Source organism: Umezawaea endophytica, assembly GCF_025061645.1.
GTDB classification, from domain to species: domain Bacteria; phylum Actinomycetota; class Actinomycetes; order Mycobacteriales; family Pseudonocardiaceae; genus Umezawaea; species Umezawaea endophytica.
Map to the genome: position 1 here is coordinate 131,731 of NZ_JANYMP010000015.1, position 14,512 is coordinate 146,242.

At 71.3% G+C, this 14,512-nt stretch carries 14 protein-coding genes; 13 read left to right on the forward strand and 1 reads right to left on the reverse strand.

Annotation, left to right across the window (positions count from 1 at the left end):
• The first annotated feature begins 267 nt into the window (after nucleotides 1–267).
• The 4 genes from NZH93_RS28635 to NZH93_RS28650 are packed head-to-tail and all read left to right on the forward strand — an operon-like array spanning nucleotide 268 to nucleotide 3,911.
• A complete protein-coding gene (locus NZH93_RS28635) occupies nucleotides 268–1,098 on the forward strand; it encodes an ABC transporter permease (protein ID WP_259626332.1) in 831 nt (276 codons plus the stop codon).
• A complete protein-coding gene (locus tag NZH93_RS28640; protein WP_259626333.1) occupies nucleotides 1,083–1,784 on the forward strand; it encodes an ABC transporter ATP-binding protein in 702 nt (233 codons plus the stop codon). The genes NZH93_RS28635 and NZH93_RS28640 overlap by 16 nt, the downstream gene beginning before the upstream one ends.
• Nucleotides 1,768–2,784: an ABC transporter substrate-binding protein gene (locus tag NZH93_RS28645; RefSeq protein ID WP_259626334.1), complete on the forward strand. Its 1,017-nt coding sequence runs from the start codon at nucleotides 1,768–1,770 to the stop codon at nucleotides 2,782–2,784. Before NZH93_RS28640 ends, NZH93_RS28645 begins: the two co-directional genes overlap by 17 nt.
• Nucleotides 2,781–3,911, forward strand: coding sequence for an LLM class flavin-dependent oxidoreductase (locus NZH93_RS28650; protein WP_259626335.1), 1,131 nt, complete (start codon nucleotides 2,781–2,783; stop codon nucleotides 3,909–3,911). Before NZH93_RS28645 ends, NZH93_RS28650 begins: the two co-directional genes overlap by 4 nt.
• Before the next feature lie 51 nt (nucleotides 3,912–3,962).
• On the opposite strand, the gene NZH93_RS28655 is transcribed toward NZH93_RS28650, so the two are convergent.
• Complete coding sequence (locus tag NZH93_RS28655; protein ID WP_259626336.1) at nucleotides 3,963–5,090, reverse strand: glycerophosphodiester phosphodiesterase; 1,128 nt, start codon at nucleotides 5,088–5,090, stop codon at nucleotides 3,963–3,965.
• Nucleotides 5,091–5,286: 196 nt separating this feature from the next.
• Here NZH93_RS28655 and NZH93_RS28660 point away from each other — a divergent pair, with 196 nt between their 5' ends.
• The 9 genes from NZH93_RS28660 to NZH93_RS28700 all read left to right on the forward strand — a co-directional run bounded on the left by NZH93_RS28660 (nucleotide 5,287) and on the right by NZH93_RS28700 (nucleotide 14,506).
• The gene (locus NZH93_RS28660; RefSeq protein WP_259626337.1) at nucleotides 5,287–7,296 is read left to right on the forward strand and encodes a TRAP transporter permease; all 2,010 of its coding nucleotides are present in this window, start codon (nucleotides 5,287–5,289) and stop codon (nucleotides 7,294–7,296) included.
• Nucleotides 7,289–8,275, forward strand: coding sequence for a TAXI family TRAP transporter solute-binding subunit (locus tag NZH93_RS28665; RefSeq protein WP_259626338.1), 987 nt, complete (start codon nucleotides 7,289–7,291; stop codon nucleotides 8,273–8,275). The genes NZH93_RS28660 and NZH93_RS28665 overlap by 8 nt, the downstream gene beginning before the upstream one ends.
• 28 nt (nucleotides 8,276–8,303) lie before the next feature.
• Nucleotides 8,304–9,560 (forward strand): phosphoribosylamine--glycine ligase, encoded by a 1,257-nt coding sequence (gene purD, locus NZH93_RS28670; protein ID WP_259626339.1) that lies wholly within the window; start codon nucleotides 8,304–8,306, stop codon nucleotides 9,558–9,560.
• A 127-nt stretch (nucleotides 9,561–9,687) separates the two neighbouring features.
• Nucleotides 9,688–10,143 carry a hypothetical protein gene (locus NZH93_RS28675; RefSeq protein ID WP_259626340.1) on the forward strand — a complete coding sequence of 152 codons (456 nt, stop codon included), beginning with the start codon at nucleotides 9,688–9,690 and terminating at the stop codon, nucleotides 10,141–10,143.
• A complete protein-coding gene (locus tag NZH93_RS28680) occupies nucleotides 10,143–10,751 on the forward strand; it encodes a DUF3558 domain-containing protein (RefSeq protein WP_259626341.1) in 609 nt (202 codons plus the stop codon). The genes NZH93_RS28675 and NZH93_RS28680 overlap by 1 nt, the downstream gene beginning before the upstream one ends.
• A gap of 9 nt (nucleotides 10,752–10,760) precedes the next feature.
• Nucleotides 10,761–12,059, forward strand: coding sequence for a PPE domain-containing protein (locus NZH93_RS28685; RefSeq protein WP_259626342.1), 1,299 nt, complete (start codon nucleotides 10,761–10,763; stop codon nucleotides 12,057–12,059).
• Nucleotides 12,056–12,829, forward strand: coding sequence for an ESX secretion-associated protein EspG (locus NZH93_RS28690; protein ID WP_259626343.1), 774 nt, complete (start codon nucleotides 12,056–12,058; stop codon nucleotides 12,827–12,829). The genes NZH93_RS28685 and NZH93_RS28690 overlap by 4 nt, the downstream gene beginning before the upstream one ends.
• Nucleotides 12,830–12,988: 159 nt before the next feature.
• Nucleotides 12,989–13,294 (forward strand): hypothetical protein, encoded by a 306-nt coding sequence (locus tag NZH93_RS28695; RefSeq protein WP_259626344.1) that lies wholly within the window; start codon nucleotides 12,989–12,991, stop codon nucleotides 13,292–13,294.
• Between the two features lie 3 nt (nucleotides 13,295–13,297).
• A complete protein-coding gene (locus NZH93_RS28700) occupies nucleotides 13,298–14,506 on the forward strand; it encodes a transglycosylase SLT domain-containing protein (RefSeq protein ID WP_259626345.1) in 1,209 nt (402 codons plus the stop codon).
• Nucleotides 14,507–14,512: the final 6 nt, after the last annotated feature.

The window sequence follows — 14,512 nt, forward strand, 5'->3', positions numbered from 1 at the left end:
TTTCCGGCCCGACCGCGCTGGGCCTTTTGCCGCGAATGCTCGTACACCGAGGTGTGTCACCATCCGGGACGGGTGTGTCCGCGCGTTGACATCGTGTTGCCCGGCACCAAAACTCGGTTCCATGAGTGGCCGCGAAGTCCTGGTCGCCCGCCTGCACGTCGATCTGCGACGCCAGGCGAGCGCTATCTGTCGCACGCGCTGATCACCTCGTCCCCCTCCGGGCGCTGACGCCCGAATCCCCTTTTTCAGCCACCGCTGGGAGAAATCGTGTCGATTTCCACCGCGGGTGTACTCGCGCGCCCGGATGAGGGAACAGCGGCGGCGCGCGCCACCCCGAAATCACGAAAACGCCGACTACCGGACCTCCGCCGCTGGATCAGCCCGATCGCGCTGGTCGTCCTATGGCAGGTCGCCAGCGCGAGCGGGGTCCTGCCGCCCGACAAGCTCGCGTCCCCGGTGACCGTGTTCGGCTCCGCGGTCGAACTGGTGGCGGACGGTCAGCTCGGAAGCGCTTTCCTCGTGTCGATGGGCCGGGTGCTGGGCGGGTTCGCCATCGGCGCGTCCGTCGGCGTGGTGCTGGGGCTCCTGTCCGGCCTGTCCCGCTGGGGCGAGCGGATCTTCGACCCGCCGGTGCAGATGCTCCGCACGCTGCCCCACCTCGGGCTGATCCCGCTGTTCATCCTGTGGTTCGGCATCGGCGAGCAGCCGAAGCTGGCGCTGGTCGCGGCCGGTGTCGCGTTCCCGCTCTACCTCAACCTGCACGCGGGCATCCGGCAGACGGACCCCGGCCTGCTGGAGGCGAGCCGGGTGCTCGGCTTCACCGGCGTCGAGCGCGTGCTGCACGTCGTGCTGCCGTCCGCGCTGCCGCAAACCCTGGTGGGACTGAGGATCTCGCTCGGCGCGGCCTGGCTGTCGCTGATCGTCGCGGAGCAGGTCAACGCGGACGCGGGCATCGGCTACCTGATCAACAACGCGCGGGAGTTCCTGCGCACCGACGTGGTCGTGGTCGGCCTGCTCGTCTACGCGCTGCTCGGACTGGCGACCGACGCGCTGGTGCGGGCACTGGAGAAGAGGATCCTCCGATGGCAAGCGCGGTGAGCGTTCGGGGCCTGGTCAAGGAGTTCGGCGAACGCCGGGTGCTGGACCGGGTCGACCTGGACATCGCGCCGGGCGAGTTCGTGGCGCTGCTGGGCCGGAGCGGGTCGGGGAAGTCGACGCTGCTGCGCATCCTCGCCGGGCTGGACACCGACGTCGACGGCGCGTTCGAGGTGCCCGGCACGATCTCGGTGGCGTTCCAGCAGCCCAGGCTGCTGCCGTGGCGACGGGTGTGGCGCAACGTCTCCCTCGGGCTGAGGGGTGTCGACGGCCGCGCGGTGGCCGAGAAGGCGTTGGCCGAGGTCCGCCTGACCGACCACGTCGACGCGTGGCCGTTGACGCTGTCCGGTGGCGAGGCGCAGCGGGTGTCGCTGGCCCGCGCGCTGGTCCGCGAACCGGACGTGCTGCTGCTGGACGAGCCGTTCGGCGCGCTGGACGCCCTGACCAGGCTCGCGATGCACCACCTGGTCGACCAGTTGTGGCGCGAGCACCGGCCCGCCGTGCTGCTCGTGACGCACGACGTTGACGAGGCGCTGCTGCTGGCCGACCGGATCCTCGTGCTCGACGAAGGCCGGATCGTGGCCGAGCACCACGTCGGCCTGGCCAGGCCGCGCCGACGCGCGTCCTTCACGGACCTCCGGACCAGCGTGCTGGCCGATTTGGGAGTCGATGATGTCGAAGCCGCTTAGGACCCTGCTGACCGGTGCGCTCGCCGCGGTGCTGCTGGCGGCCTGCGGGACGCCCGCCACCACGTCGAGCACCGTGCCCGCCGCCGTCAGCCCCGAGGAACTGGCGAAGGTCGTGCTGAAGGTCGGCGACCAGAAGGGCGGCGCCAAGTCGCTGCTCACGGCCGCGAACCTGCTCGCCGACGCGCCGTACAAGATCGAGTGGGCCACGTTCACCTCCGGGCCGCCCCTGCTGGAGGCCGCGTCCGCCGCGGCGATCGACATCGGCGCGGTCGGCAACACACCGCCGATCTTCGCCGCCGCCGCGAACGCGAAGATCGCCGCGGTGTCGGTGATCAAGGGCGACGTGAGCAGCGACGCGTTCCTGGTGCCCGGCGATTCGCCGGTCAAGGACGTCAAGGAGCTCAAGGGCAAGAACGTCGCGGTCGCCAAGGGCAGCTCCGCGCACGGCCAGGTGCTGCTGACGCTGCGCAAGGCCGGTCTGACCACGAAGGACGTGAACCTGAACTTCCTGCAACCGTCGGACGCCTACGCCGCGTTCACGCAGAAGCGGGTCGACGCCTGGGCCGTGTGGGACCCCTACACCGCGCAGGCGCAGCAGGAGGCGGGCGCTCGGGTGATCGCCGACGGCACCGGCACGGCGAACGGCTACGGGTTCCAGGTCGCGGGCACGGCGGCGCTCGCCGACGCGGGCAAGAACGCGGCGATCAAGGACTACGTGGTCCGCTACGCGAAGGCCAGGGTGTGGGCCGACACCCACCGCGAGGAGTGGGCGACCGCGTGGGCAGCGGAGACCGGGCTCAAGATCGAGGTCGCGCGCGCCGACGTCGACCGCGCGGGCGACCTGCCCGTCGCGCTGGACGACGCGGTCGTGCAGTCCGAGCAGGACCTGGCGGACGCGTTCACCGAGGACAAGACACTTCCCGGCAAGGTCGACTTCGCGAAGTTCGTCGACCGCCGGTTCGAAGCCGAACTGAAAGCCGCCAGCGGAGGCAACTCATGAGCGTGACCCTGCACTGGTTCCTGCCGACGTCGGGTGACGGCCGCACGATCGTCGAGCGGTTCCACGCGAACCGCACCCAGGGCGCGCCCGCGCAGCGGGAGGCCGACATCGACTACCTGGCGCAGATCGCCCGCGCCGCCGAGGCGAACGGCTTCGTCGGGGTGCTCACACCGACCGGGACGTGGTGCGAGGACGCGTGGCTGACGACCGCCGCGCTCATCGCCGAGACGAAGACCCTCAAGTTCCTGGTGGCGTTCCGGCCCGGCGTCATCTCGCCGACGCTGGCCGCGCAGATGGCGTCGACCTACCAGCGGATCTCCAGGGGACGGCTGCTGCTCAACGTCGTGACCGGCGGTGACGCGGTCGAGCAGCAGCGGTTCGGCGACTGGCACGACCACGACCAGCGCTACGCGCGCACCGACGAGTTCCTGCACGTGGTGCGCAACGCGTGGACCGGGCAGCCGTTCGACTTCTCCGGCGAGCACTACCGGGTGGCGGGCGCGACCGTGCTGGCGGCGCCGAACCCGACGCCGGAGATCTACTTCGGCGGCTCGTCCGACGCCGCCCTGCCGGTCGCGGCGCGGCACGCCGACGTGTACCTGACCTGGGGTGAACCGCCCGCGGCGGTGGCGGAGAAGATCGGCCGCGTCCGGGCGCTCGCCGAGGCGCGGGGTCGGAAGGTCCGGTTCGGCGTCCGGCTGCACACGATCAGCCGCGACACGTCCGCCGAGGCGTGGCTGGAAGCGGCGAAGCTGCTGGACGCGCTGGACCCGGAGCAGGTGCGGAAGGCCCAGTCGCAACTGGGCGCGAGCCAGTCCGTCGGCCAGCAGCGGATGGTCGCGCTGCACGGCGGCGACCTCGGCGCGGGCGTGCGCGGCCTTGAGGTCCACCCCGGTCTGTGGGCGGGCATCGGGCTCGTGCGCGGCGGTGCGGGCACGGCGCTGGTCGGCAGCCACAGCGAGGTCGCCGACCTGATCGAGGAGTACCACTCGGTCGGGGTCGAGGAGTTCGTGCTGTCGGGCTACCCGCACCTGGAGGAGGCGTACTGGTTCGGGGAAGGCGTCCGGCCGGAGTTGGCCGCCCGCGGTCTCCTGGCAGGGCAGGAGGAGATGGTCGCCGCCGGATGAGGGAGCGGTGGCCTCCCCTGCCGCCGCGGGGGAGGCCACCGTGGCGTCAGCTCACCCCCGGACGGCCGAGCGCGCCTCCACGGCCGTGTCGGAGTTGTCGCTGAAGAGGCCGTCGATGCCCGTGGCGAAGAACTTCGCGTACTCGTCGAACGCGCGGCCGTACGCGGCCGGGTCGGTGGACGTGCGGTAGTCGGCGGGCAGGAACGTGTTCTCGTTGCGGAAGGTGAACGGGTGCACGAGGAGCTTCACCGCGTGCGCGTCCGCCACCAGTGTCGTCGGCGCGAGCAGGAAACCGTTGGCGTCCCTGGGGATGACCTTGTCCTTCGACGGGCCGATGCCGTCGGCGTAGGAGGCGATCTCCTTGAGCCCGGCGGGCTTCACCAGGTCGTCGTAGGTGCGCTTGTCACCGGCCTTGACGAAGTCGTACGGGGCGCCGGTTCCGTTGACGAGCTGCACGATCGGGACGCGCAGCGACCGGTTCAGCGCCTTGAGGTTCGCCACCTCGAACGACTGCACGAACACCTTGGCGTCGCGCCGGTTCAGCCCGTTGCGGTTGAGCGCCTCCACCAGCTTCGGCTCCAGCGCGAGCCCGATGTCCTGGAAGTACGTGGGGTGCTTGGTCTCCGGGTAGATGCCGATGTCCCGCCGCAGCTCCTTGGACAGCCTGCGCTGGAGGTCGATCACCTCCTGGAAGGTGGCGACCTCGTACCGGCTGTCGTAGAGGGTGTTGCGCGGCCGGGTCTGCGGGATGCGCTCCTCGGCGCGCAGCGTCTTCAGCTCCGCGAGGGTGAAGTCCTCGGTGAACCAGCCGGTCAGCGCCACGCCGTCGACGGTCTTGGTCGTCTTGCGCGCGGCGAACTCCGGGTGGTCGGCGACGTCCGTCGTGCCGCCGATCTCGTTCTCGTGCCGGGTCACGAGCTTGCCGTCCTTGGTGGGGACCAGGTCCGGCTCGAAGTAGTCCGCGCCCATCCGCACGGCCAACTCGTAGGACGCCAGCGTGTGCTCGGGCCGGTAGCCCGACGCGCCGCGGTGCCCGATGACCAGCGGACCGCTGGGCCGCGACCACTGACCGGTGCGCTGGTCGGCTTCCTGCGGGGCGGCGGACGCGGTGGGCAGCACCGCGACCCCGACGAGTGCGAGGGCGGTGAGCACCGCCCCGGCCAAAACGGAACGCGCCATGGTCGTGGACCTCCTGGTGCCGGAACGGGACGGCCGGAGCCTCGTTGCCCACGGCGTCGTCCCGACCACGGTAGGAGGAACCGGCGGCCACGTCGTGGTGAACAGCGGGCATCCCGACCCGCGCTTCGTCCGAGGGTGTTGCTGTGAGCACGGTCACGGGTACGGTCACCCAAGCTGATCGACATCGGGGGTGTCCATGGCCGGTCCCGTCGAGCGCGTCAGCTCGTCCCCGGACGAGCGCCCCGACGTCGCCGAACTGGTTGCCGAGTACGACGAGGAACGGCCGTCGCGCAGGCTCGGCGGGCGCTGGGAGCTGGGCGTGTGGATCGCCGCCCTGGTCGTGGCGCTGCTCGTGCTCAAGCAGGTGTTCGACCCGTTCAGCAAGGGCAACCAGTACTACCTGGTGGTGTTCCTCGGCCTGACGCTGCCGCTGGTGTTCCTGAGCTACCGGCCGTGGCGCTCGGCGCCGGACGACCCCGGCCCGCTGGACTGGGTGCTCGCGCTGGTCGCGCTGCTCGTCGGCCTCTACCCGGTGCTCGGCGGCTACGACGCGTTCCTGGACCGCCAGGGCCAGTTGTCGACGCTGGACGTCGTCGCGGGCGCGGTGCTGTTGCTGCTCGTGCTGGAGGCGTGCAGGCGCACCACCGGGCTGGTGCTGCCCGCGGTCTGCCTGGCGTTCCTGGCGTACGCCTACTACGGCGGGTTCCTGCCGCAGAGCTGGGACGTCGCGCACGCGGGCATCGACTTCAGCCAGATCGTCAACGCGCTCTACAACGACGCCAGCGGCTTCTTCGGGACACCCCTGGACGTCGCCGCGACCTACATCGTGCTGTTCACCATCTACGGCGCCGTCCTGGACTCCTCCGGCGCGGGCAAGTTCTTCGTGGACATCAGCTTCGCCGCGTTCCGCAGGTCCCGCACCGCGCCCGGCCGCACCGCCGCGCTGTCCGGGTTCCTGCTCGGCACGGTCTCCGGCTCCGGCACCGCGACCACCGTCAGCCTCGGCGCCGTGACGTGGCCGATGCTGCGCAAGGCCGGGTACCCGCGGGAGAACGCGGGCGGGCTGCTGGCCGCGTCCGGCATCGGCGCGATCCTGTCGCCGCCCACGCTCGGCGCGGCGGCGTTCATCATCGCCGAGTACCTCCAGACGTCCTACCTGGACGTGCTGCTGTGGGCGATGGTGCCGACGCTGCTGTACTACCTCGGCATCGTGCTCGCCGTGGAGGCCGACGCCCGCCGGTTCGGCGCGAAACCGGTCGAGGTGGACTCGCCGAGCGCGTGGAAGCTGTTGCTGCGCGGCGGTTACCACTTCCTGTCGCTCGGCGTCATCGTGCTGTTCCTGGCGCTGGGCATCCCGCCGTTCGCCGCCGTCGTCTACGCCAGCGGCGTGGCCGCGCTGTTCGCGCTGATCACCCGCTGGCGGTCGCGCGAGGACGGCTGGCTGCTGGCGTGGGTGCGGTCGGTCGCGGACTCGCTGGCGACCGGCGTGCGCGGCGCCCTGCCGGTGATCGCGGTGTGCGCGGCGGCCGGGATCATCACGTCCACCATCACCAAGACCGGCCTGGGCCAGGTCCTCGCGTCGGCGCTGGTCGACGCGGCCCGCTCGGTCTCGTCGAACCCGACCGTCGTCCTGGCGCTGACCGTCGTGTTCGCCGCCGTCGCCGTCGGCGTGCTCGGCCTCGCGGTGCCCGTGACGGCGTCGTTCATCATCTCGTGGGTCGTGATCGGGCCCGCGCTGGCCGACCTCGGCGTCGCGGCGCCGGAACGCGCGATGTTCATCTTCTACTACGCCGTGCTGTCCGAGGTGACACCGCCGACGGCGCTCGCCGCCGTGGCCGCCGCCGCGATCACCGGCGGCGCGGTGATGAAGACCATGTGGCAGACGTGGAAGTACACGCTGCCCGCGTTCCTCGTGCCGCTCGCGTTCGTGCTGACCGACAACGGCTCCGCACTGCTGCTCCAGGGCTCGTGGCTGGACGCGCTGTGGGTCACGGCCGTGTCGGCGCTCGGCGTGGCGGCGCTGGCCGTCGTCACCGGGGGCTGGCTCATCAGCCGGGCGGGCCTGCCGGAGCGGCTGCTCTGCGTGCCCGCCGCGCTGCTGCTGCTCTACCTCCAGCCGATCACCATCGCCGTCGGGACCGGGTTCCTGGCGGTGGCCGTGGTCGTCCACCTCGTGTTGCGGAAGGGCAGGACCCAGGATGCGTAGCTGGATGCTCAAGGTCACCGCGGGAGCGCTCGCGGTCGGACTGGTCGCCACGGGCTGCGGCGGCAAGCGGGAAGCCGCTTCCGGCCCCTCCTCCGCCGGGTCGTGCGAGGCGGCCGAGGGCCGCGTCACCATCGCGACCGGCAACGCGGGCGGCGTGTACTTCGTCGTCGGCGGCGGCCTGGCGCAGGTGATCAGCGCCAACACCAAGCTCAAGGCCACCGCCGCCGAGACCGGCGCGTCCGTGCAGAACATCCAGCAGCTCGTCGCGGGCGACTACGACATCGCGTTCTCGCTGGCCGACACCGCCGCGGACGCCGTGAACGGCAAGGACGCGTTCGACGGCAAACCGCAGAAGGTCAAGGCGCTGACCCGGCTGTACTCGAACTACACGCAGGTGCTGGTGCGGACGGACAGCGGGATCAACAGCATCGCCGACATGCGCGGCAAGCGGATCTCCACCGGGTCCCCCAAGTCCGGCACCGAGGTCATCGCCAACCGGCTGCTCGCCGCGGCCGGGCTCGACCCCGCCGCCGACGTCCAGGCGCAGCGGCTCGACCTGACCAAGACCGCCGACGGCATGAAGGACGGCAGCGTCGACGGCCTCGTCTGGTCCGGCGGCCTGCCCACCGCGCAGATGACCGACATCACCACCTCGTTGAAGGACAAGGTGAAGCTGATCGACATCAGCGGCCAGCTCGACGCGCTGAAGAAGATCAACCCCGTGTACGACGTCGCCCCGATCCCCGCCGCCACCTACGGCATGGCCGCCGACGTGAAGACCATCGTCGTGCCCAACGTCCTCCTCGTCCGCGACGACTTCCCGGACGCCGACGCGTGCGCCGTCACCAAACTCGTCTACGACAAGAAGGCCGACCTGGAGAAGGTCCACCCGGCCGCCAAGGGCATCCTGCGCGAGAAGGCCGCCGACACCGCTCCCGTGCCCCTGCACCCCGGCTCGGAGCAGGCACTGAAGGGTTAGCCCGGATAGTCAACTACGCTGCTCCATCGTGCGTGTCCTGGTCATCGGGTCTGGCGCCCGTGAACATGCCCTTGTCCTCGCTCTGGCGAAGGACCCCGAGGTGATCGCGCTTGCCTGCGCACCGGCGAATGCCGGGATAGCGGGGCTGGCCGAGGTCTACGGGGTCGACGTCGGCGACGCCGGGGCTGTCGCCGCCCTGGCCAAGGAGTGGAACGCCGACCTCGTCGTGGTCGGCCCCGAACAGCCCCTCGTGGCGGGCGCGGCCGACGCCGTGCGCGCCGCGGGCATCCCGTGCTTCGGCCCGTCGAAGGACGCGGCCCGAATCGAGGGCTCCAAGGCGTTCGCGAAGGACGTGATGAACGCCGCGGGCGTGCCCACGGCCACCAGCGAGATCGTCGACACGTCCGCCCGCCTCGACTCCGCGCTGAACCGGTTCGGCCCGCGCTGGGTCGTCAAGGACGACGGCCTCGCCGCGGGCAAGGGCGTCGTCGTCACCAGCGACCGGGCCGTCGCCCGCGCCCACGCCATGACCCTGCTCGAAGGCGGCCACCCCGTCCTCCTGGAATCGTTCCTGGACGGCCCCGAGGTCTCCCTGTTCTGCCTCACCGACGGCACCACCGTCGTCCCGCTGCTGCCCGCGCAGGACTTCAAGCGCGTCGGCGACGGCGACGCGGGCCCCAACACCGGCGGCATGGGCGCCTACTCGCCCCTCCCGTGGGCGGGCCCCGACCTCGTCGACACCATCGTGTCCACCTGCGTCCAGCCCGTCGTCGACGAACTCCGCGCCCGCGGCAACCCGTTCACCGGCCTCCTCTACGCGGGCCTCGCCATGACCACCACTGGCCCCCAGGTCATCGAGTTCAACTGCCGCTTCGGCGACCCGGAGACCCAGTCGGTCGTCTCCCTCCTCCGCACCCCCCTCGCCGCCCTCTTCCTGGCCGCCGCCAACGGCACCCTGTCCACCCACCCCGCCCTTGAGTGGTCGGACGGCTACGCCGTCACCGTCGTCATCGCCGCCGAGGGCTACCCCGGCCGCCCCCGCACCGGCGACGTCATCGGCGGCGCCGAAGCCGAAGGCGTCCTCCACGCGGGCACCCGCCGCCGCGAAGACGGCGCCGTCGTCTCCACCGGCGGCCGAGTCCTCTCCGTGGTCGGCACCGGAGCCTCACTCGCGGACGCCCGCACCGACGCGTACACCCGCGTCGCGGGCGTCCACCTCACCGGCTCCCACCACCGCACCGACATCGCCCTGAAGGCGGCGAACGGCGAGATCGAAACGCCGTAACCCCACCCGTCGCCCCGTGGAACCGGCGGAGGCCGGAGTTCGTCCAACCACAGGTGCGTCTCACGCCGGCGTTGGTAGCCTGCGAAAAGAGACCGGACCGTCACCGACCGTACGGGGGTAGGACGACGTGGCACAGGAGAACGAGGTCGGGGACGCGCTGCTCGGCGCCGTGGCCGGCGTTGGCGGAGCGGTGGGAGCAGCCGTCGGCGCCCTGTTCAGAGCCGACGCCGCGCTCGACAAGACGCTCGGTTCGACCCAGGGCGCGGGTGCGCGGTTCGAGGTCCAGAAGGACACCGTGCTCGCCTCCGGCAAGATCATCAACGATCAGCTCGCGCTGCTGAAGCTCGCGTACCGGGACGCCTACGCGAAGCTCCGGGTCACCCTCGACGGTGCGGACGAGGTCAACGAGGGCATCGCTATCGCGTGGAACTCGCGCCTGGTCGACGCCGACGACTCGTACTCCGAACGCATCGAGATGTACATCACGAGCCTGACCAACCTCGTGGAGCAGCTCCGCACGTCTGCGGAGCAGTACGGGTTCAACGACGAAGAGATCTCGGCTTCCTTGGGAGTGCGTGCGTGATGTCGCGTGTTCGGTTCCTGGCGGTCGGCGCCGCTGTCCTCGCGCTGGCGGGGTGTTCCGCCGACCAGACCGGCCAGCCGAAACCTGAAACGTCGTCCACCGCCGGGACGGCCGCGCCGACCACCACCACGTCGAAGTTCGACGCCCCGCCGCCGGTGCGACCGAAGGTGATCAAGCTCGACGGCGTCGACCCCTGCGCCGCGCTCACCGCGGCGCAGTTGAAGCAGTTGAAGGTCGCCACTCCCGTCAGCAAGCCGCTGGACGTCGCGAAGACCGGGAACCCCGCTCCGACCTGCACCAGCAGTTCGACGGGCTCGCAGATCTTCAGCTACAGCGTGTCGCTGGTCGTGGACCGCGGGGTCGACCTCTGGCAGGGCAGCGGGAACCTCGACGTCTCCCCGGCGCAGGTCTCGGGCTTCTCCGCCTTCCAGATCAAGCTCAAGGGCACCTCCAAGGGCGACTGCGTCGTCACGGTGGACGTCGCCGACGGGCAGCAGGTCTTCGTCCAGTTCCTGCCCATCGGTGACGGCTTCACCCAGGACCAGATGTGCCAGAACGCGAAGCAGGGTGCGGAGATGGCCCTCGCCACGTTGCAGACCCTGAAGTGAGAGGGAGTCATGGGCAACTACAAGGACATCGCTGACCACCGCTTCGAGGGCTACGACAACCCCGCACTGGCGCAGCTCGTCACCAAGTTCAAGTCCGGTGACGGGGCGCAGAGGTTCAACGAGGCTTCCCACGCCCTCCGCACGCTGGCGAAGAGCCTCGCCGACACCGACGAGGTGTTGCGCACGGAGCTCCGCAAGCTTGGTATCACCTGGCAGGGCGCGGCTGGTGAGAACGCGGGCAAGACGATCACGGCCGAAGCCGACTACGCGGACCAGAGCGTCGAATCGGGGCAGCAGAACGCCCAGGCGACCGCCGTGCAGAGCGCTTCCTACAGCGACTCGCGGGACGGCATGCCCGAGCCGGACAAGCTGCGGGGCGACACGGAGACCTCGCTGGTCGACGACGTCGGCGGGTTCTTCGGGTACGAGACCGACCACGCGCAGGAGGTCAAGGAGACCAACGCCGCGCGGGAGCAGACGATTCGCGGGCTGACGCAGTACACCGAGGCCAGTCGGGACGCGTTGAACCAGTTCCAGGTGCCCGGTCAGCCGCCGAACTTCGAGGTCACCAGCACCTCCGCCACGGTCGGTGCTCCGGTCGGCACCGGTATCCCCGGTATCGGCAGCCCCACCCCCGGCATTCCCGGCGGTGGTTCCGTCGGTTCGCCGGTCGGCGGTGTCGGTGGTGTTCCCGGTGGTGGCGTTCTGCCTCCTCCGCAACCTCCCGGTGGTGGCACGCCCCTGCCTCCCGGTGGTGGCACGCAGTTGCCGCCCGGTGGTGGTACCGGTGTTCTGCCTCCCGGCATCGGCACGGTCGTCAACCCGCCCGCGGCGGCGGGGCTGTCCAGGGGTGGTGGGTTCGGGCCTGGATTGGGGATCGGGCTCGGGTTGGCGGGTGCGGCCGGGTTGGGGGCCGTTGCGGCTGGGGCGAAGGGGGCGCAGGTCATTCGTGGGGCTGGTGGGCCCGGTACGGGGGCCGCGCCGAAGGTGCCCGTGGTGAAGCCCGGTGTGCCCGGAGTCGGTGGCAACGGCACGATCGGTGGCGCGGGCAAGTCCGGTGTGGCCGGTGTGCCGGTCGACGGTGACGAGCGCGCCAACCGGGGAACCGGTGCGGCCGGTGCCGGTGGTCGGGGTGTGCGCGGTGGGGCCGGGGCGATGATGCAGCCCGCCGCGGCGGCCGGGCGGGGTGCCGAGGGTGACGAGGACGACGAGCACGTGCGCAAGTACGGGGTCGACTCGGACGACGTCTTCGGCGACGATCGGATGGTCGTGCAGTCCGTCATCGGTGAGGAACCCCAGAACAAGTGACATCTCCGGGCTCGCTCGTGCTCTCCGCGCTGGAGTTCGACGTCGTGTGGGAGGCGGCCCGCCTGACACGGCGCAACGTCGCCCTCGACGTGCCGAGTCCCGGCATCACCCACGCGGAACGCGCGGAGTTCGTCCGGAACGCGTGGGCGTCGCTCGAAGGACGTGGCCTGGCCCGCGGTGGCCGGGTCACGTCCGAGATCGCGGACACCCTGGCGCTGCTGGGGAATCCGCAGGTGTCGATCGACATCTGGATCTGGGCCGGTGGGCGGAAGATCAAGGGGCTCGCGGCGGCCGCGGACGAGGACGCCGTGCTGGCCGTCGTCGACGGCGCCGAGGTGTGGCTGATCGAGTCCCGCGGCAGCGCGCTGGCGGAAGCGGCGGTGTCCGTCGCGGGTGACATGCCCGCCGGGTTCGGGCGGTCGATCAGCCTGCCGAACGACGTGCTGCGCGCGGCGTCCGACGAGGCGGGGCGCAACCCGGAGAAGCTGGTGCTCGCGTTGGAGCGCAAGGGATTGCCGCTGAGCGACGCGCAGGAGCTGGCGCGGATGGCGGACGGCATGGGCACGCGCGGCCAGTTCGGCGCCGAACGCGCGCGGCACGGCGGCCCGCCCGCGCGCGCGGACCGGGTGGTGGCGTTCCACGACACGACCTCCGGCCGCTTCCTGCACCAGGTCCGCCCCAGCACGGACGGCCGGAACTGGAGCACGATCACCCCCGTCGACAACGCGCGCCTCGCGGGCTGCCTCTGGGAGCTGCTGCAAGAGGTCTGACCGGGAACCGAGCGGCGCGCCACCACGTCGATCCCTGTACGGGCCCGGAGACCCGCGGCCACGAGTCGTCGGATGCCCTTGATGGATGACATGACGCGATAAAGCGCGTCCCCGTCGCGGAACGGCTCTAGCATTCAGAAGACGGTCAAGGGGGTTGGTGTGGCGCTCGCGAAGTTCAACGCCGAAGCGATGGACCACTGCCGGAGCACGGCTTCCAGCGAGGCCGGGCACCTCGGCGCGGTGGGCGACGGCTTCGCCGACCTGTACGGGAACCCCGACATCTTCGGCAAACTGGCCAGTTCCGGCGGGGTGGCGTCCGCCGCGTCGGGCGTGGACGAGGCCGCGGGCACCGAGTTCGCCGCCGCCGAAACGCTCCTCGGCAAGGTCGAACGGGCGCTCGACACGATCCAGCAGGCCGTCGCGAACACCGACGACCAGGGCGCCGACAACTTCCGGATGGTGTGACCCATGAGCGCGAAGGACGAGGTGGCGGCCCTGCCCGGCGGGCAGGCGCTCGCCGCGCTGGCGGAGAAGGTCGACACCGCGCGGCCCGAGGCGGTCCGCGACATCGCGACCAGGTGGAAGGACGCCGCGGCCAAGTGCGGCGACAGCGGGAACGCGGTGCAGCAGTCGGTGAGCAGGCTCGACGGCGCCTGGGAAGGCGGGTCCGCCGACGGGTTCGTCGCGTACATGGGTGAGTTCGGCAAGTCCGGCACCTCGCTCAAGGACGCGCTGACCAACGCCGCCGCCGACCTGGAATCGGTGGCGGGCGCGCTGGAGACGGCCAAGACCTCGATGACCCGGATCTGCGAGGACCTGCTGAGCGCCGTGCGCGCGGCCCGGACCCGGAACGCGGCGATGCCGCCGGAGGACGTGGACGGGATCATCCGCGAGCTGTGCGCCGACGCCGCGGGCGACGCCGGTCCGGTGGTGGACACCGCCGAGAACGCGCTGAGCTCGGCACTGGGGGCGTTGAAGGGGCGGGCTTCGGGGATCGCGCCCAAGTTCTCGACGATGGCGGATCCGGGGGTGCAGGTGTTCATGCCCTCCCCTGGGGATCCGATCGCCTGGTCGCCGATGCCCGAGGCCCAGACCACCACCTCCGCCGCCGAGGTCGCGCCCGCGCCGGTGGCGCAGGAGGCTCCGGCCGCGGCTCAGCAGACCGGCGGCGGGTCGTCCGGCGGAGGCGGTGGCTCCGGCGGAGGCAGTGGCGGTGGCGGCGGTTTTGGTGGCGGAGGCTCTGGTGGAGGCGGCGGGGGCGGTGGCGGGTTCGGCGGATTCGGGTCCAGCGGGCCGCCGCCGTCGAGCGGCCCGCCGCCGGGGAACGTCGACCAGTGGATCCGCGAAGCCATCAAGATCTTGCAGGCCAACGGGATCCCGGTCACCGAGGAGAACATCGACGAGATCTGGACGATCATCGAGAAGGAGTCCGGCGGCAACCCGCACGCGCTGAACGACTGGGACTCGAACGCCGCGGCGGGGACGCCGTCCAAGGGGCTGATGCAGTGCATCGACCCGACGTTCCAGGCGCACAAGCTGCCGGGCCACGACGACATCTACAACCCGGTGGACAACATCATCGCCGGCGTCCGGTACACGTTCTCGCGGTACGGCGGGTTCGAGGGGCATCCGGGGCTGGCCTCGATGGCGGGTGGCGGCGGGTACCAGGGCTACTGACACCTG